Consider the following 17,101-nt stretch of genomic DNA (forward strand, 5'->3'; position numbering starts at 1 on the left):
TATATACTCGAACGCGACCATCGCGGCGTGTGTCCGTTCGTGCCGTCGTGCTCGCACTGGTTCTCGTCGTCGCCTCGTTGAGCGGGTCGGTGCTGGCGGCCGACAACGAATCCGTCGAGAAACCCGACGGTCCACATATCGAGACGGTCTATCCCAACCCCCTCGCCGATGGCGATGCGGGCGAGTACGTCGTCGTCGACGTTCCCGACCGGACGAACCTCTCGGGCTTGTCGATCGGCGATAACGAGACGACGATCGCGCTACCCAACGAGACCGCCGAGGGGCGCGTCGCGGTGACGAACGATCCGAACGCGACGAACCTCTCGGCGTCGACGGTGATCTCGAACGACTCGTTGAGTCTCGCCAACGGTGGCGAGGAACTCGTCCTCGCCGACGGCGGGAGCGTCGTCGACGAAACGACCTACGAGAACGCGCCCGACGCCGAGGTATGGAACCGGACCGCCGATGGCTGGATGTGGGAACATCGCGGCGCGACTGATTTCCAGGCGGTGCGATCCGAGGCTGCGACGGCGCGGGCGTTCGTTCTGCCCGACGCACCGGACGTCCCGATCGACGTTCTCGATTCGGCGGACGAACGTATCCTGCTCGCTGGCTACTCCTTTTCCTCCGAGCGCGCCGCGCGTGCGCTCGAACGGGCCGCCGAGCGCGGCGTCGAGGTGCGGATGGTGGTCGACGACGCACCGGTCGGTGGCATCAGCGAGCGACAGGCCGAACTGCTCGACGAACTCACGCGGGCGGGCATCCCGGTCGACGTCATCGGCGGTGACTGGGCACGATACGACTATCACCATCCCAAATACGCCGTCGTCGACGACCGTGCGCTCGTCATGACCGAAAACTGGAAGCCGTCGGGTATCGGCGGGAAGTCGAGCCGTGGCTGGGGCGCGGTCGTCGAGGGTGACGTCGCCGACCGACTCGCCGCGGTATTCCACGCGGACGCGGACTGGCGCGACACCGCCCCGTGGAGCACGTTCCGCGCGAACCACACGTTCGAGGACGACGAGGTGGCCAACGAGAGCTATCCGACGACTTTCGAGCCGACGAACGTGAGCATCGAGAGCGCCCAGCTGCTCGCCGCGCCCGACAACGCCGAAAACGCGCTCGTCGAGCGGCTCGACGACGCCGACGAGTCGATCGACATCGTCCAGGCCTCCATCGGCAGTCGGCAACAGCCGTTCCTCCGGGCGGCGATCCGCGCGGCCGAACGCGGCGTCAGGGTGCGAATCCTGCTCGGCGGCGCGTGGTACTCCGAGGAGGACAACAGCGCCCTCGCCGAGTGGCTGAACGGGAGAGCCGCCGCCCGAAACCTCTCGCTCGAAGCGAAGGTCGCCGAATCGGGATCGCGCTTCGAGAAGATCCACGCCAAGGGCGTGATCATCGACGGTGAGGAGGTCGTGGTCGGCAGCATGAACTGGAACAACAACTCCGCCAGGGAAAATCGTGAAATAGCTCTCGTGCTCGACGGCGAGGCGGCCGGCGACTACTACGGAAAGGTGTTCGAGGCCGACTGGACCGGTGGCGAGGAACGCAGCCTCGACACCGGGACCGAGACACCGCTTCCCGTAGGTGTGATCGCGGCGGTGGCCGGCGTCGTGGTGCTCGCTGCCGTCGTCGCTCGCCGCATCGAGTTCGAGTAGACGAGTAATTCGTCAGGTCGGCCTGCCGTTCAGTCCAGCTCCGCTATCGCGTCGTCGATGTCGAACGCCTCGGTCTGCTCGGAGCCTTCCTCACCCCGATCGACCCCTTCCTGATCCTCATCGATCTCGACTTCCGGGCCCTCCTCTTCGGTGAACTCGGTGTGAACGCCCCAAGGCATCAGGACCACCCGTTCCGAACACGTTCGATCACCCGATACCGATTCGTCTCGATGAAGAGCGGTGCGACACTCATGATGGAATGCAAAATAGGCGCTACACGTGCTTAGGTCCGTCGGCCGGTGGGGTCTGTTCGGGTTTCGCCGGGTCTCTCAGTCCTCGAAGCCGGCGACGGATGCGCTGCCGAGCTCCTCGTCGATCTCCGCCGCACCCATCTTCGTTTCGAGCGCGTCGAGGACTTCCTCGCGCATCCCCTTGACGAACTTGATCGAGCCGACGACGAGATGGCCGCCGCCGCTGACGCCGCCGTCGGTCTCGGCTTCGAGCTCCTCGACCATCTGCGGGATGTCGAGACGCACGCCGTCCGAACGGAGCACGGCGAAGTCGGGGCCGTAGCCGACCGTGACGACGGGCCCGTCGCTGTCGGCCACTTTGCGGTCGTGGATCGCGCCCGTGGTCTTGCCGGGGGCCGGATACGTGAATCGGTGGGCGTGACGCTCGACGTCGATCCGGTAGAGATCGGCACCGTTGTCGAGAGTCGCGCTCTCGACGTGTGGCATGGCGGCGTCGAGCTGTTCGTCGGTGTCGCGTGCGGCCCGTTCGGCGAAGAACTCGACGAGGGCGTCGTGTCGGGAGTCGTCGGCGGCATCGACGCCGAGCACGTCCGTGAGAAGCGATTCGCCAGCGCTGTAGCGCAGCCAGTGGGCCGCGTAGTCGAGCGCGTCGCCGATCGACTGGAGGTCGTCCTCGTCGTAGCCTGCCTCGCGCGCGAGGGCGAGGTAGTCGGCCATCGCGTCGGCCTCCGAGCGGTCGGTGAGACCGGCGACCGCCGGCACGTGTGTGAGTTCATCGGTGATCTCGGGATGGATCATGCGGGCGAGTTCGACACAGAGCATCCCGGTCGTCACTCGATAATCCTCGCCGTGGAGGTAGGGGTTGACGTGTTCGGCGAGCAGCCCGTCGACCGCATCGGGATCGGGATGGTGGTGGTCGACGGCGACGATGGGGATGTCGTACTGGGCGAGCGCCTCGTAGGCCGGGACGTCCTCCTCGGTCGATCCGTTGTCGAGCATCACCAGAAGTGGGAGCTGCTGGCCGTGGCGGTCGCGGTCGCCGAGCGCGAAGTTCAGATCGCGAGTGACGTCTTCCATCTCGTAGTAGGGTGCCTTGCTCGGCAGCCGCTTGAGCAGATGGCGCGCCGCCGAGGGGTCGCCGTGGACCTCCTCGATGAACCGTTCGAGCGCGAGCGCAATGGGGATCGAGGCACACATCCCGTCGCCGTCGGCGTGATGGCGGATGCGGATCGGTCGGTTCTCCAGCACGGCACGACGTAGACGCGTCGCCACGGCTTCGAGATCGTCCTGCATCGTTTCGAGCGCCGGCCAGTCGACGAGCGGCTGCACGTCGTGGGGCGTCGCCTGTTCTTCGAGCGCGCTGTCGAGGCGCTCGCGGATCTCGTCGCTCTCGTCGACGGCGTCGAGCGATTCGACCTCCAGCTGGAGCGCGCCCTCGCGGCGCTCGACCCGGCCGGTGACTCTGACGATGTCGCCGAGTTCAAACGACGGGTAGGCACGGACGCCGGCTGCCTCGAAGGCCGCACACGGAACGATCCCGACGCCGTCGCGCAGCGTGAACACGGTCGGCCCGCCGGTCTGTTTGATCTGGACGAGCTCGCCCTCGACGGTGACCGACTCACCGACCCGCTCGGTGAGATCGTCGGTCGCCGTGATGTCGGGATCGTGGTCGACCTGGACCGTCTCGCGGTCCGCGGCATCGATCGATTCGAACCCGAGATCGCCGTTCTCCCTGACGTCGACGAGGCGTACGGTGAGCTCGTCGCCGACGTCGTAGCTCCCGTCGAGGTTCGATTCGTGAACGAGACCGGAGACCGATGCAGAGAGATCGACGAAGACACCGTATTCGACGACACCGTTGACCGTCGCCCGGTAGCACGCACCCTCCTCGACGTCCTCGATCGTACAGTCGGGAGCGAGATCGTACACGGGGTCGTCCCCGGTCGCCTCGGAGCGCGATGGCGTAGACATTCTTGACAGTCGTTCGCCGCGACCGACTTTAACGCTTGGCAAACACGGTGGTCGGCGCTCCGGAACGCTTAGATGGACGCCGAGCGACGTGTGCCCATATGGGGCTGTTCCGGTCACGTGAGCTACTCGGCATCGCCGCCGACACCATGGAGTTCGCTCGCTCGGCGGCCGCCGAGACCCACCCGAACGAGTATATGGGGCTCCTGCGAAGCCAACCCGCCGACGAGCTCGATCTCGACGACGCCGGCAGCGTGATCACCGACGTGCTCGTCATCCCCGCGACGGAGTCGAACCCGGTCAGCGCCACGGTGAAAACGAGCCTCGTGCCCAACGACATGCGCGCCGCCGGATCGATCCACTCCCATCCCAACGGCGTGCTCCGACCGAGCGCCGAGGACCGCGCCACGTTCGGCAAGGGTGACGCACACGTCATTCTCGGCGCACCCTACGGGCCCGACGACTGGCGCGCGTTCGACCGCGAGGGCGACGAACGTGATCTCCCCGTGCTCGACGTCTCGCTCCCCGATCCCGAGGAGTTCTTCGATTTCACACAGGCCGACATCGACGAGGAGCTCCGATGAGCGACGACGCCACGACGGTCATCGCACAGGGGACCTTCGACGTTCTCCATCCGGGCCACCTCCACTATCTCCGCGAGGCGGCGGCGATGGGCGACGTCCTACACGTGATCATCGCCCGCCGTGAAAACGTCACCCACAAGCAACAGCCGGTGCTCGCCGACCGCCAGCGTCGGGACATGATCGCCGCACTCGATCCCGTCGACAGCGCGCTGCTCGGCGACAGGGAGGACATCTTCGTCCCGATCGAGCGCATCGATCCCGACGTCATCGTGCTCGGTCACGACCAGCACCACGACGAAGCGGGCATCGAACACGCGCTGACCGAACGCGGCATCGACTGTGCGGTCGCGCGCGCCTCCGGCCGCGAGCCCGAATTCGACGACGAGCTGCTCTCGACCGGGCGGATCATCGAGCGCATCTGCGAACAGCGCTGCTGACCGTCCGACGACCGTCTGACTGAGCCTTTTATTGTAGCGCACACCCACTGAGAGTATGTCAACCACCCATGCGACGAACGCGCGTGCGGTCGTCGAGTCGCTCTCCTATCGGGACGCTCCGCTCGATCGGACGCCAGCCCGCGACGATGCCGTCCTCGCCGCCTACAAGTATCTCATCACCCATCGGAGCGTCTCGCGGCTCGGCCTCGTGGCGAACGTCCATCCGCGCCGGGACGCTGGACTCGACTCGCGGGAGTGGTACGAACTGCTGGTCTCGCCGTTGCTCCGCGAACTCCCCGGTGTGTCGCCGCCCGGACCGGGCACGGCGACGTGGCGGTACGTGCCTGAATGAGTAGCGGCGACGAGGCGATCGCTATGACACGTAGTGGAAACGACCAGACGCTGTTCTCCACCACGACTTCCGGGTATGAGCCCCGATCAGCGTCGAACTCCACTCACCGACGAAGACGAATTTTGCTCTAAAGAGGGGGAATCGGCACATGCGGGATCACTCAGGAGCGGAAGACAGTACGCAATAGCGGGCACGGCTAGGGCTGGTGTATCGCGCTGAACACGAAGATGTGGAACGGTATTTTATTGATCGTATGACGTCCATTGAGTTTATCTTATCTAAAGGTCAATCATCATCGTCATCTCCGACAGTAGCATCAATGAAAACTGGACGCTCGGTGCCGTCTTCAAGTATGAAGTTCACAATTACATCAGCATCTTTGCATGAAGAAGCGAGACTCTCAAATTTAATATCCCGGTCATCCTCGCCATCCACGTCATCCTCGTCATCGAACATATCAATATAGACGGTAGAGGTATTAACCGCCGTGGGGCCACTGTTGAATCGATATTCATTTGATTCATTGAAGATTATTGGGGTAGTTTGAGGGTTAGTCGAATAGCTCAGAATTTCACTACCGCCATCTTTAATTACAAACTCGTGAGGGGATCGAGATTTTTTCACATCTTTGAGATCGTTCGCAGTTATCACCGAGAATTTTTCTATGCTGACGGATGAGCTGGGCGTGATTTCGAAGTTGAGCTGTTCAGGCTCTGAACTATACAAACCAGGAGATTCGAGTTCCGATCCCAGGTTACAGCGAGGAGGGCCTGACGCAGGTGGATAGTTCAGTCCGAACGTCACGGAGCTGTTGCCGCCGCTCGCGTTGGCGAGCTCGGCAGTGATACCCACCGTACTCCCGCTGTCGGCAGCGACCGGATCGTAGGTTATTGTCGTGTTGCCGTCGCTTGATATCGTATTGTTTGCCGATAATTTTCCGGAGCCATCCGTACTCCAGTTCACCCCAACACCACTGAGTGAACTGCCGAATATGTCTGTCGTTCGAACAGTAAGTTTTCTCTTGGAACTGACAGACCCTACGGCGGGATGGAGGGGCGTCACGTTCGTAATCCGTCGGTCCATCTCGATTTCGTTTTCGCTATCGTTGGGAGTATCGCCGGTCGTAACCTTATTCAGATCAATCTCAGTCCCGTTCTCCAAATTGATCCTGATCTCAGAAGAGTCGGATAAGTATTCGTGGTCGTCAACTTGTGATATGTAATTGGTATCCTCAGTGTACAGTGTTCTATTCCACTCGTCTTCTTCCAGCGTAGTCGGGAGCGTAATCGTGATATTGTCCGACATGACGGTGATGTTGTGAGTGTCGACGTTATCGGTCGTGACTACCGTCGACATCTCGTTTGCCGATACATCTCCACTGATCAGATTTAGATTGACGTCTTCCCCGTCAGACGAAAAAAGAGCCCCGGGCGACGCAAGACGAGTGGCGCTGGACCCGGAGTAGTCTTTCACCAACATTCCGTGTTCGATAGAATATTGGGTTTCCTGGGTTTTCAGGTTGTAGCTCGGCTTGTAATTGATGAACGAGGTACTGAGATTCTCGCTACCGTCGTCGCTTGCGAGTTCGATAGTGCGGGGGTCTGTGGAGTTGAGTTTTCCAATCGGAGTCCCTGGATTAATTCCGAGTACCCGATTCGGGTATTGGACGCCGAGCTGGAGGGACACTGCTTTGGGCGGATCTTCTGGCCCTGTAGATACGAATGCGGCACTCAACTCATCCATCTCTCCTTCGACCTCTTGACTGTGTTTGAACTCGATTTCCTCGTTCTGTGCCGGGACGACGCTCGACTGATAGAGCGTGAATACGATCATCACCAGCGCGAAGATCAACACGAACCCCACGACCGGCGAGACGCCGCGCTCGTCGTCCACGAACCGCTGCAGCCGTCGTTTGAGTGTCTCCTTCATGTTATATCACCGCGAAGATGGCGAGCGCGAACGTCGGCAACACGACGGCGAACTTCGCGCCCGTGAGCAGGTCGCCGCTGCGGATGTAGCCCGCGATGAACCCGGACATGATCCCCTGGATCGTCACCGCGTGGAAGAACAGCATCCCCATCAGTTCCACGTCGATGTTGGCCCCGAGACCGGCCTGGCCGCCCGCACCGCTCGTGTCGAGCCCCGCCAGCGTGTCGAGGAAGTTCGTTTTCAGGATCGCCATCACCGCCAACAGCGTGAAAAAGGTCATCACGATGATGACGATCTGCATCCGGGCCTGCGAGCGCTGCTCGCGCTCGATCTCGTCCTGATTTTCGCTCGCTCGCGCCGCCGTCGAAAGCACCTCCGTTATCTGACTCGACGCCTCCTGAGCCTTGCTGACGACGTTCACCGTGCGCGAGAGCCGTGGAATATGGTACTTGTTGTTGAACTCGACCAGCGCCGTCGTCAGGTTCGTCCCGTAGTTCACCTTCGCATACATCGTGTGAAACTCCTCGGCGAGCCGGCCGGAGGAGGTGTCGGCGACGAGATTCAACGATTCCAGCAGCGTGAGCCCCGTGCTGTTCGCGCTCGACAGTTTCCGAAGGTTCTCCGAGAGCTTGCCCGTGATATGTCGGCGGGTGCGGACGTTCCACTCGTAGAACACCGCCACCGGCAGACAGTTCACGTACAGCGGGACGTACACCCAGAGGACGGTGCCGACGATGGAGTGCTCGATGAACCCGTCGACCGAGGTCGGCGCACGCCCCGACACGACCGCGAAGGCGACCAGCACGATCGAGGCCGGTAGCGTGAGCGCGAGCACGGCCAGCGGGTGGTCGCGGAAGAAGTGGTGCGGGTTGGCGAGCAGCTCCATCGTTCGATGGGTTCCTTCGCGGCTCTTTACGCGCTCGAAGACGCCGTACGAATCGGTGTAGCGTTCGACGAGCCCGAGATCGCTGATGCGATCGATACCCGTCGTCGCTCCGTCCTCGTCGTCTCCCTCGGGATGGAGATAGCCATCGCCCACCTCGTCCTGTTTGACTGTTGATACCATGACGGTGAAACCGATCCCGATGAGCGGGATCAGCCCGTAGACGGTCACGTAGAGGAGTAGCGTCTGCGAGCCGCCGATCATGCTCATTACGACCAGAATGATGATGAGGAGGAGCGGAAACACCGAGAGGGTGATATACATCTCGCCGAACAGTTCGAGCGTTTCGAGGACGAGCGACTGCTCCTGTTTGGTGGTGCGGAGATGTTTGTCCTTCTTGTCGTTCAGGAAGTCGGTCATGTCGCCACCGGAGTCGATGATCGAGAGCATGTCGGTCAGAAACTGACTCAACTCCTCGCTCGGCGTCCGAAGCGCCTGTTTTCTGATGGCGGTTCGGTAGTCGGTGTCGAAATACTCCGTCTCTAGGTGGATGCTCTCGAACTCCGCGGCGACCGCACCGTAGGTGTCGTCGGCGTCGGCCATCGCCTCGAAGATCTCGAGCTGGTTCAGCCCGCCGATCGACAGTGCGTACATGAACGAGACCGAATCGGCGAGCAACATGTTGATCTCGCGTTTGCGTGAGTTCGCCCGGACGTAGGGCACGGCGACGAGCGTACCGAACCCGGCGACGAACCCGACCAGCCCACAGACCAGCCCCGAGAGCAGTACGAGCAATGGGAGCTTTACCGCCTCGAAGACCGCGAGCGCCGGCCCGTGAAGCACCCGGAGATCGGTGAGTTTCGGTACTTCCGTCACGAACAGCTCGACGACCGCGTAGCCCGAGAGCGAGGCAAGCAGCCAGAGCAGTCCACCGGCGATGACGCCGATCGCGAGCGCCCGCGAGAGATACATCTCGACCGTATCGGCCATGCGCGCCGCGGCCAGCTTCCGCTGCACGTCATCGACGAAATCGCCGTCCTCGTCGAACAGATACCGATACAGCGGGTAGAAGCGATCGCCGAGCGTCCGCGTGTGCCCGCCGTAGCCGTCGGTGCCGTAGCTCATTTCGCGTCCTCGTTACCGGTCGCCGCCGATTCGCCGGCCCGTCCGCCGTCGGCGATGGCGGAGGCGAGATCCGGCGTCTCGTGGCCGGCGTACTCGTCGAACAGACGCTCGTCGGCCTCGTCGAGGATCGCCGCGGTGTGCTCGCGCAGCTCCTCGCTCGGGTCCGGCCGCGGCACCATCGCCTCCATCGCCGGGTCGGTGTCGATGTGGACGCTCTCCATCCCCCGGAGATCGTCGAGACTCTCCTCCAAGCGATCGTTGGCGATGAGCGTCAGGATCGCCTCCGGATCGTTGATGAACGCCTGCAGGGTGGCCGCAGCCTGCGTGTACGTGTTGAGGCCGCGATCGACGAGATAGGCGAGCACCACCTTCCGCTGGAACAGCTCCTCGGAGAGGCGCTCCTGGCTCCAGCCGCGGTCGAACTTGATCGATTCGAGCGTGTTCGACGTGCCGAGTTTCAGGTAGTCGTCGGTCTCGGCCTGCCACTGATAGACGTCCTGGACGTTGATCTCGTCGTTCTCGGCGTCGTAGTAGTTGATCTCGGTGAGTGCCTTGTTCCGGCGGACTTTCTGGCCCTGCACGCGCGTCGCGGTCTGGATACTCACGAGGTCAAGCGCCGTGAACATCGTCTTCGAGACGTTGATGGGGTCGGTCGTGAACCGCTTGATGACCTCGCCGACGTTGTCGGCGTGGAAGGTCGTGAGCGACGTGTGGCCCGTACTCATGACCTGGAACAGCGTCCGCCCCTCTTCGCCACGGATCTCACCCATCACGATGTATTCGGGCCGCTGGCGCAGCGCCGCCTCCAGAAGTTTGAACTCGTCGATATCGCCGGCCTCGTCGCCAGTGAACGAGGGGCGCGTCACCGAGGCAACCCAGTTGCGCTGGGGGATTTCGAGCTCTCTGGTGTCCTCGATCGAGACGATCTTCGCCTTGCTCGGGATGAACAGCGAGACGGCGTTCAGGCTCGTCGTCTTGCCCGATGCCGTGCCGCCGGCGAAGAGCATCGACTTGTTGTTCTCGATGCAGAGCCAGATATACGCCATCTCTTCGAGCGAGAACGTATGCCAGTTGATGAGATCCACTGGGGTGAAGGGGACGTCCTTGAACTGGCGAATGGTGTAGTTCGTGCCGTGATCCGAGACCTCGTAACCGAGCGTGAGCTGGGCGCGCGAGCCGTCCGGCAGCGTGGCGTCGACCTGTGGCTGGCGTTTCGAGATCCCCTTGCCCGAGCGCTGGGCGAGCTTCACGACGAAATCGTCGAGATCCTGTTCGCCGTGGTGGACGTTGGTGATGAGCTGCTCGCGATCGGCGTGATAGACGAAGACGGGTGAGTCGTAGCCATCACACGAGATGTCCTCGACGTTGACGTCGTGTTTGATGCCGTCGATGCGCTCGTAGCCGATGAAATCGCGCTTGAGATAGTAGAGCAGCTTCTCGACCTGGTATTCGGTGAGCGATTTCGCGTCCTCGTCGACCACCGCCGGCTCCGGCCGGGCGGCGATCCCCGACACCCCTCGTTCCGTCGGCGAGTCGTCCGGGTCGTCGCCGAACAGTCCCTTCAGTTTCGACATCAATCCTGAACGCCCCGCGCCGGCAATTGAGCCGTCGTAGAGGTCGTATCTGTCGAGCAAGCGCCCGGTCACGGCTTCGATGACGTCCGCGCGTTCGGCGTCGTCGTCCTGGATGGCGCTGTCCTCGCCCGAATACGTGATCGCGGTCTTCAGCTTCCCGGTGAGGAACTCCTTGAGCTCCGCCTCGATGGGGGTGAGATGTGGTTCGACGAGATAGTATTTCCCCTCGTTTTCGCGCGTCGAGTGGAAGATGACGACGAACGCGTAGGGTTCGTTGACCCAGTAGCGCGTCACCTCGCGGAAGTGACGTTTGCGCCCGGTCGACACGGTCTTTTCGAGATCGTAGCGGTTCGCGATCGTCGTCCGTCCATCCGACCCGGTGAAGAACGCGTCCTCGTCGTCGGGGCCCGTCGCGACGGTTCGGTCGTCGACGACGCCCGCGAGGGCGGTCGCGGTGTCGATCGCGTCCGCGAGACGGCCGCGCACGTCGTCGCCAGCGTCGCCCGTGCCGCCGTCGTCCGTACTACCATCTGCACCACTATCCGACATTGGGAGTCGATGGCCGCGGTATCGCACAAAAACCCTCGGCCTGGCGAGAACGATACCGTTTACCCGACGCCAGAGCTAGTATCGGATATGAGTACGGTCCTTCTTCTCGTCGGTCTCGCGGTTGCAGTCTTCGTCGGCTTCAATATCGGCGGTTCCTCGACGGGCGTGGCGTTCGGGCCGGCGGTCGGCAGCCGTCTCGTCTCGAAGACGGGTGCAGCCGGGCTGTTCACGCTGTTCGCGCTCATCGGCGGCTGGACGGTCGGGCGCAACGTCGTGGCGACGTTGGGCGGCGATATCGTCCCGTCGAGCCAGTTCACGCTCGCCGCGAGCGTCGGCGTGCTCTTTTTCGTCGGGCTCGCGCTACTCATCTCCAATCTCTTCGGCGTCCCCGCTTCGACCTCGATGACCGCCGTCGGCGCGATCGCGGGGCTGGGACTCGCGAGCGGGACGCTCGACTGGGAGGTGATGGGCCGGATCGTCTCGTGGTGGCTGGTCGCTCCCGTGCTCGCGTTCTGGGTCTGTGCGGTCATCGGCCGGTATCTCTACCCCTATCTCGACGCGTGGTTCGCCCTCGACAGGTCCGACGACGCCCTGTTCGAGATCGATCGATCGGGGGCCGTTCCGCTCCCGCGCCTCGCCGAGACGACCCGACCGAAGGAGGTGTTCTGGAGCGCCATCGTCCTCGCCATCAGCTGTTACATGGCCTTCTCCGCGGGCGCGTCGAACGTCGCCAACGCGGTCGCACCGCTGGTCGGCAACGGTTCGATCACGATCGACCAGGGCGTTTTGCTCGCCGTCGGAGCCATCGGCGTCGGCGCGTTCACGATCGCCCGGCGCACGCTCGACACGATCGGCAACGATCTCACCGATCTCCCACTTCTAGCCTCGCTCATCGTCGCCAGCGTGAGCGCCTCGATCATCTCGGTGCTCTCACAGCTCGGCATCCCGGCGAGCCTCGCGGTCAGCGCGACGATGTGTATCGTCGGGCTCGGCTGGGGGCGCGCGACGCGGACGACGACGATCGCCGACGCCGCGTCGGCGGCCATCCAGGGAGAGGAGAGCGCGACGCTCTCGACGGGTGCGCTCGCCGCCGAGACACCTGGGAGGACGAGCAACGCCGGCACCGCCGACGGCCCAGGAGCGGGCGAGCGCGTCCGCCCGATCGGCGACGAGGAACCGACCGAGCTCACCTCGGAGGAACTGTTCGATCCCTCGGCCACGGGGCGAGTCGTCATGCTCTGGATCCTCACGCCATCGCTGTCGGCGATCGCCTCCTTCCTGCTCTTCGAGTTCCTTCCCGTCTACGGCGGTGCGTAGCCGACGCGGACACACGACTCGCGTTCCAGGCTGTCGACGATCCGTCGTGGGTGATGCCATCGTTCACGAGAGTTTCATCGCTCTCGGCTGTCGTATTTCCAACAGTCGACGATCCGAGACCGGACGATTATATGCCGGTCACGTGTTGATGAGGCATGAAACGGTCAGTTGGTACCGTCCTCCTCGTGATGTTGGTGGTATCAGCCGGGTGTTCGAGTCTCGCCAGAAACGACGACGAATCGACCGCGACACCGACGGTCATCCGGGAATCGGAGACCCCGACGGAAACGGTGGCGAACGCGACGACCGTCGGTTCGAGTGAAACGTCGACCACAGCGACGACAGCGACCGAAACGTCCGATACCACGACCGCACCGACGTCCTCAGCGACGGCAACACGAACTGCGACACCGACCGCGACGGCGGATGGACGATCGGACGTGCATACGATGAAAATCGAGGCCGTGGGCAACGGGACATCGAGCTATACGATCTTCGGCGTGGGAGACGGCGCGAAGACCGCAGCGGGTACCGAGAAAACGGACTCGGTCGTTGCAAACGACACGGCGACCTACGCCACGGGCATCACCGGGGAGCGGGCCGCAGACACCTATGATATCCGAACCGAAAGCGTCGGGCGGGTCGTGAACAACGGGACGGCAACGCTCAAGCTGTACATCGACGGGGAACTGCAGGGGACGTACGAGCCGAACGGGAACGCGAGCCCATCGACCACGACGGCGGACGACGATGGCCCGACTCACAATCTCACGATACGAGCCATCGATGATGGGACGTCACAGTACGTCGCGAACGGTGTCGGCGAAAGTGCGTATCCCGCCCAGGACACCGAGCAGACGGATGCGATAGTGAACACGGAAAACGACGGGATTTTCCCGACGGCAAAGGGTATCACCGGCGATCACGCCAAGGACACGTACAGCGTCGAATGGCCGTATCTCGAAGGGTTCTCCAACGACGGCAACGCCACGCTACAGGTGTATATCGACGGAGAGCTGAAAACGACGGTCGGACCGGGCGGGGTCGATCCGATGAACGGTCCGTAGGAATCGAGAACGACAGACGGCCATTGGGGGGGGGGAAGACAGCTGGATAGCTCTCTCGGATGATATGTTCGAAGTTGACTGTTGCCGTAACGTACGAGGTCTGTGAACCGCGCTCAGTCGAGAAACCGCTCGATCCGATCCATCGCCTCGCGTAACTCGTTCATCCCCGTGGCGTACGAGACGCGGAGATGACCCTCGCCGCCGGCACCGAACACGTCGCCGGGAACGACCGCCACGCCCTCGGCGTCAAGTAGCGTCTCGGCGAACGCTTCGGCATCTTCCCAGGGGCTCTCGGGGAAGACGTAGAACGCGCCCTTGGCCGTGAAGCAGTCGATGCCCATCTCGTCGAACCGCGAGAGCACGAACCGACGGCGGCGGTCGTACTGGCTGCGCATCTCTCTCACCTGTGCCTCGCAGTTGTCGAGGGCGTCGATGGCAGCGTGCTGTGCCGTCGTTGGAGCCGACAGCATCGAATACTGGTGGACGCGGTTCATCGCCGTGATCGCCTCGGGCGGGGCGAGCGCGTAGCCGAGCCGGAGGCCGGTCATCGCGTAGGCCTTCGAGAAACCGTTGAAGACGACCGTGCGCTCGCGCATGCCCGGGAGGGTCGCGATCGAGGCGTGGTCGCCCTCGTAGGTCAGGTCGGCGTAGATCTCGTCGGCGAGCACAGTCAGATCGTGTTCGCGGGCGAAGGCGGCGATCGGTTCGAGATCGCGCTCGCTCATCGTCGCGCCCGTCGGGTTGTTCGGATAGCAGAAGACGAGCGCCTCGGCGTCCGCGGCCCCGTGTTCGCGGAGTGCCTCGGCAGTGAGTTCGAAATCGTCCGCTTCCCTGGTGGGGATCGGCACGGGCTCGCCGCCGGCGAAGGTCACGCCCGGCACGTACGAGACGTACGATGGTTGGGCGATCGCCACCCGATCGCCGGGATCGACGAACGCGCGGAAGGCGACGTCGATGGCCTCGCTCGCGCCGGCGGTCACGAGCACCTCCTCGTCGGGATCGTAGTCGAGATCGTAGCGCTCGCGCGAGCGCTCGGCGATGGCCTCCCTGAGTTCCATCATCCCACGGTTGGCGGTGTAGGAGGTCCGGCCGCGTTCGAGCGAGTCGATGGCCGCCTCGCGTGCGCTCCACGGCGCGGTGAAATCCGGCTCGCCGACACCGAGCGAGATCACGTCGTCCATCTCCTCGGTGAGTTCGAAAAACCGCCGGATTCCGGAGGGCGGGACGCGTTCGACGCGCTCGGAGATCTTCATGGCGAGACCGAGAGCCGATCGTCGTCCCCATCGCTACTGAACTCGATGCCGCGCTCCTTGTACGACTCCATCAGGTAGTGCGTCACCGTCTGGGTGATTTCGGGCACGGGTGCGACCTTCTCGGAGACGAACCGGGAGACCTCGCCCATCGAATCCGCTTCCACGGTCAGGGAAAAGTCGTATTCACCGCTCACGAGTCTGAGTGATTGGATCTCGGGAAATCCGACGAGCCGCGCGGCGATGTCGTCGTAGCCCGTCTCGCGATCGAGCGTGACGTTGCACTCGACCAGCGCGCGCACCGGCTCCTCGTCCGTCCGTCGCCAGTCGACGACCGCCTGATAGCCCTTGAGGACGCCCTCGTCTTCGAGGCTCTCGATGCGCTCGGCGACCTCGCTCTCGTCGACCCCGAGCATGCGCGCGAGATCGGCGGTCGTGTAGCGCGCGTTCTCACGGAGCAAGGAGAGCAGTTCCGCGCGGATGTCCATACAGCGACGCCAGCGCCATGGGACAAAAGCGTTCCGTCGCTACTCCTCGCCGAGGAAGGCGACGAGCAGCTGCTGTTGGGCCTTCCGGAGGTGGTTGTGCAGCGTCGGCGAGGAGACGCCCATCGAATCGGCGATCTCCTCGGCGGTCGATCGGCGCGGCCACTCGTAGTAGCCCGCGAAATACGCCGCCCGCAGCGCCGCCCGCTGTTTGTCGGTGAGGCGCTCGTCGACCGCCTGTCGAGCGGTCGCGTCGTCCGATCGATCGACGGTGTGTTTCGAGAGCAGTTCCGATCCCGGATGGGCGTGCTCGAACGCGGTGATCATCGTCCGCACGTCGGTTTCGGGAGCGACCGCGACGACCATCGTTCCGTCGCCGTCCTCGACGAACCACTCGTCGATCGTGCCGCCGGCGGCGACGATGCTGTTGACCGGCGACTCCCGCGTCGCGATCTCGAAGACGCCACCCTCGTCGTGGCTGCTGACGAGTCGGCAGTCCTCGACGACCGACGACTCCCGGGCGAGCTCGCGCACACGATCGGGATCGGCACCCTCGACAGTGACGTACTGGAGGACGATCCCGTCGCCGGCCGGCACGACCCCGTCGACGAGATACCGACAGTCGAGGCGGCGCGTCAGCGTCGTCGGGAACGCCGCCTCGTCGACGACACGGAGTTCGAGCACGAGCGCCGTGTCCGACAGCAGCAGCTTCGTGTTCTGTGCGGCGTCGATGGCGAAGCCGGCCACCTCGCCGAGCACGGCGAAGCCGGCGCGCTCGCGCTCCGAGAAGGCGTCGGGCCGCGTCGCCGCGACCACGAGCACGCCGTAGACCACCTCGTTGTACGAGAGCGGGACGGCCGCCACCGGGCCCGTCATCTCGCCGTCCGTCTGCCACGGGCCCCCACCGTTCTCGAAGACTTCCACGACGTCCGTCTCGGGCAGTTCAGTGGGCAGCCGCGCCGTGCCGCCGTCCGTAGCCGCGATCTCGACGGCATCGGTGTCGACGCCGGCACCGCTCCGGACGGCGAACTCGCCGCCGGCGTCGCGCTCGGCGATCCATGCGAACTCGTACAGCTCGGCGGCCGCGATGCGCTCACAGACCGTGGCCGCAATCTCCTCGCGCGTCGCCGCCGCCACCAGCCCACGGACGATGTCCTGGATGACGACGTTGATGCGATCGAGCGTCGCCAGTTCGTCGCGCTGGCTTTCGAGGCGGCGCTCGGCACGTCGCTGGGCGACCGCGTTCCCGATGCGGTTGGCGAGCACCGTGTACTGATCGAGCCCGCCACCCTTTTGGAGATAGTCGGTGACACCGGCCGAGATGGCCTCGCTCGCTACGTCCTCGCTGCCCTCGCCAGTCGAGAGAACGAAGGGGAGGTTCGGATACTCCTCGCGTACCCGTTCGAGCAGCGTGAGTCCGTCCATTCCCGGCATGCGGTAGTCGCTGACGACGCAGTCGACGCGTGCCTCGTCGAGATGTGACAGCGCCGCCGCGCCGCTCGTCTCGGTGTGGACGACGAACCCCTCGCCCGCGCGTTCGAGCGCCGTCGCTGCCAGCTCGACGACGTGGTGCTCGTCGTCGACGAAGAGCACGCGAACCTCGTCCTCGCCATCCATCCGTTCGGTCACGGTCTGCGATACAACAGTGGGCGCATAAACAAAAAACAGTATG

14 protein-coding genes are annotated in these 17,101 nt (G+C 63.8%); 6 read left to right on the forward strand and 8 right to left on the reverse strand.

Annotated features, from left to right (window positions below):
- Nucleotides 1-29 precede the first annotated feature (29 nt).
- Complete coding sequence (locus tag C448_RS04650; protein WP_004052155.1) at nucleotides 30-1,658, forward strand: phospholipase D-like domain-containing protein; 1,629 nt, start codon at nucleotides 30-32, stop codon at nucleotides 1,656-1,658.
- Nucleotides 1,659-1,687: 29 nt separating this feature from the next.
- On the opposite strand, the gene C448_RS16110 is transcribed toward C448_RS04650, so the two are convergent.
- Nucleotides 1,688-1,837 (reverse strand): hypothetical protein, encoded by a 150-nt coding sequence (locus C448_RS16110; RefSeq protein ID WP_160162776.1) that lies wholly within the window; start codon nucleotides 1,835-1,837, stop codon nucleotides 1,688-1,690.
- A gap of 150 nt (nucleotides 1,838-1,987) precedes the next feature.
- The gene (locus C448_RS04655; RefSeq protein WP_004052156.1) at nucleotides 1,988-3,880 is read right to left on the reverse strand and encodes a DHH family phosphoesterase; all 1,893 of its coding nucleotides are present in this window, start codon (nucleotides 3,878-3,880) and stop codon (nucleotides 1,988-1,990) included.
- Nucleotides 3,881-3,978: 98 nt separating this feature from the next.
- Between C448_RS04655 and C448_RS04660 the strand changes: the two genes are divergently transcribed.
- From C448_RS04660 to C448_RS04670, 3 genes are read left to right on the forward strand one after another with little or no spacing between them, the layout of a single operon-like run.
- On the forward strand, nucleotides 3,979-4,461 hold the full coding sequence (locus C448_RS04660; RefSeq protein ID WP_004052157.1) for a Mov34/MPN/PAD-1 family protein: 483 nt from the start codon (nucleotides 3,979-3,981) through the stop codon (nucleotides 4,459-4,461).
- Nucleotides 4,458-4,898: an adenylyltransferase/cytidyltransferase family protein gene (locus tag C448_RS04665; RefSeq protein WP_004052158.1), complete on the forward strand. Its 441-nt coding sequence runs from the start codon at nucleotides 4,458-4,460 to the stop codon at nucleotides 4,896-4,898. The genes C448_RS04660 and C448_RS04665 overlap by 4 nt, the downstream gene beginning before the upstream one ends.
- 55 nt (nucleotides 4,899-4,953) lie before the next feature.
- On the forward strand, nucleotides 4,954-5,250 hold the full coding sequence (locus C448_RS04670; protein ID WP_004052159.1) for a hypothetical protein: 297 nt from the start codon (nucleotides 4,954-4,956) through the stop codon (nucleotides 5,248-5,250).
- A 285-nt stretch (nucleotides 5,251-5,535) separates the two neighbouring features.
- On the opposite strand, the gene C448_RS04675 is transcribed toward C448_RS04670, so the two are convergent.
- From C448_RS04675 to C448_RS04685, 3 genes are read right to left on the reverse strand one after another with little or no spacing between them, the layout of a single operon-like run.
- Complete coding sequence (locus tag C448_RS04675; protein WP_004052160.1) at nucleotides 5,536-7,179, reverse strand: Ig-like domain-containing protein; 1,644 nt, start codon at nucleotides 7,177-7,179, stop codon at nucleotides 5,536-5,538.
- 1 nt (nucleotide 7,180) lies between these two features.
- Nucleotides 7,181-9,187 carry a type II secretion system F family protein gene (locus C448_RS04680; protein ID WP_004052161.1) on the reverse strand — a complete coding sequence of 669 codons (2,007 nt, stop codon included), beginning with the start codon at nucleotides 9,185-9,187 and terminating at the stop codon, nucleotides 7,181-7,183.
- The gene (locus C448_RS04685) at nucleotides 9,184-11,310 is read right to left on the reverse strand and encodes a type II/IV secretion system ATPase subunit (RefSeq protein ID WP_004052162.1); all 2,127 of its coding nucleotides are present in this window, start codon (nucleotides 11,308-11,310) and stop codon (nucleotides 9,184-9,186) included. The genes C448_RS04680 and C448_RS04685 overlap by 4 nt, the downstream gene beginning before the upstream one ends.
- 87 nt (nucleotides 11,311-11,397) lie before the next feature.
- On the opposite strand from C448_RS04685, the gene C448_RS04690 reads away from it, so the two are divergent.
- A complete protein-coding gene (locus tag C448_RS04690) occupies nucleotides 11,398-12,627 on the forward strand; it encodes an inorganic phosphate transporter (protein ID WP_004052163.1) in 1,230 nt (409 codons plus the stop codon).
- 155 nt (nucleotides 12,628-12,782) lie between these two features.
- Nucleotides 12,783-13,694, forward strand: coding sequence for a hypothetical protein (locus C448_RS04695; RefSeq protein ID WP_004052164.1), 912 nt, complete (start codon nucleotides 12,783-12,785; stop codon nucleotides 13,692-13,694).
- 113 nt (nucleotides 13,695-13,807) lie between these two features.
- On the opposite strand, the gene C448_RS04700 is transcribed toward C448_RS04695, so the two are convergent.
- The 3 genes from C448_RS04700 to C448_RS04710 are packed head-to-tail and all read right to left on the reverse strand — an operon-like array spanning nucleotide 13,808 to nucleotide 17,058.
- Nucleotides 13,808-14,947, reverse strand: coding sequence for a pyridoxal phosphate-dependent aminotransferase (locus tag C448_RS04700; protein ID WP_004052165.1), 1,140 nt, complete (start codon nucleotides 14,945-14,947; stop codon nucleotides 13,808-13,810).
- Nucleotides 14,944-15,432, reverse strand: a complete 489-nt coding sequence (locus C448_RS04705) for an Lrp/AsnC family transcriptional regulator (protein WP_004052166.1) — start codon at nucleotides 15,430-15,432, stop codon at nucleotides 14,944-14,946. Before C448_RS04705 ends, C448_RS04700 begins: the two co-directional genes overlap by 4 nt.
- A 39-nt stretch (nucleotides 15,433-15,471) precedes the next feature.
- On the reverse strand, nucleotides 15,472-17,058 hold the full coding sequence (locus tag C448_RS04710) for a bacterio-opsin activator domain-containing protein (protein WP_239640523.1): 1,587 nt from the start codon (nucleotides 17,056-17,058) through the stop codon (nucleotides 15,472-15,474).
- Nucleotides 17,059-17,101: the final 43 nt, after the last annotated feature.

Origin of the sequence: Halococcus morrhuae DSM 1307, assembly GCF_000336695.1 — an archaeon.
GTDB lineage: Archaea > Halobacteriota > Halobacteria > Halobacteriales > Halococcaceae > Halococcus > Halococcus morrhuae.

Excerpts from the sequence above, each read along its gene's own strand:
- C448_RS16110 (WP_160162776.1), bottom strand. The coding sequence starts at position 1,837 with ATGCCTTGGGGCGTTCACACCGAGTTCACCGAAGAGGAGGGCCCGGAA.
- C448_RS04655 (WP_004052156.1), bottom strand. The coding sequence starts at position 3,880 with ATGTCTACGCCATCGCGCTCCGAGGCGACCGGGGACGACCCCGTGTAC.
- C448_RS04660 (WP_004052157.1), top strand. The coding sequence starts at position 3,979 with ATGGGGCTGTTCCGGTCACGTGAGCTACTCGGCATCGCCGCCGACACC.
- C448_RS04665 (WP_004052158.1), top strand. The coding sequence starts at position 4,458 with ATGAGCGACGACGCCACGACGGTCATCGCACAGGGGACCTTCGACGTT.
- C448_RS04670 (WP_004052159.1), top strand. The coding sequence starts at position 4,954 with ATGTCAACCACCCATGCGACGAACGCGCGTGCGGTCGTCGAGTCGCTC.
- C448_RS04675 (WP_004052160.1), bottom strand. The coding sequence starts at position 7,179 with ATGAAGGAGACACTCAAACGACGGCTGCAGCGGTTCGTGGACGACGAG.
- C448_RS04680 (WP_004052161.1), bottom strand. The coding sequence starts at position 9,187 with ATGAGCTACGGCACCGACGGCTACGGCGGGCACACGCGGACGCTCGGC.
- C448_RS04685 (WP_004052162.1), bottom strand. The coding sequence starts at position 11,310 with ATGTCGGATAGTGGTGCAGATGGTAGTACGGACGACGGCGGCACGGGC.
- C448_RS04690 (WP_004052163.1), top strand. The coding sequence starts at position 11,398 with ATGAGTACGGTCCTTCTTCTCGTCGGTCTCGCGGTTGCAGTCTTCGTC.
- C448_RS04695 (WP_004052164.1), top strand. The coding sequence starts at position 12,783 with ATGAAACGGTCAGTTGGTACCGTCCTCCTCGTGATGTTGGTGGTATCA.
- C448_RS04700 (WP_004052165.1), bottom strand. The coding sequence starts at position 14,947 with ATGAAGATCTCCGAGCGCGTCGAACGCGTCCCGCCCTCCGGAATCCGG.
- C448_RS04705 (WP_004052166.1), bottom strand. The coding sequence starts at position 15,432 with ATGGACATCCGCGCGGAACTGCTCTCCTTGCTCCGTGAGAACGCGCGC.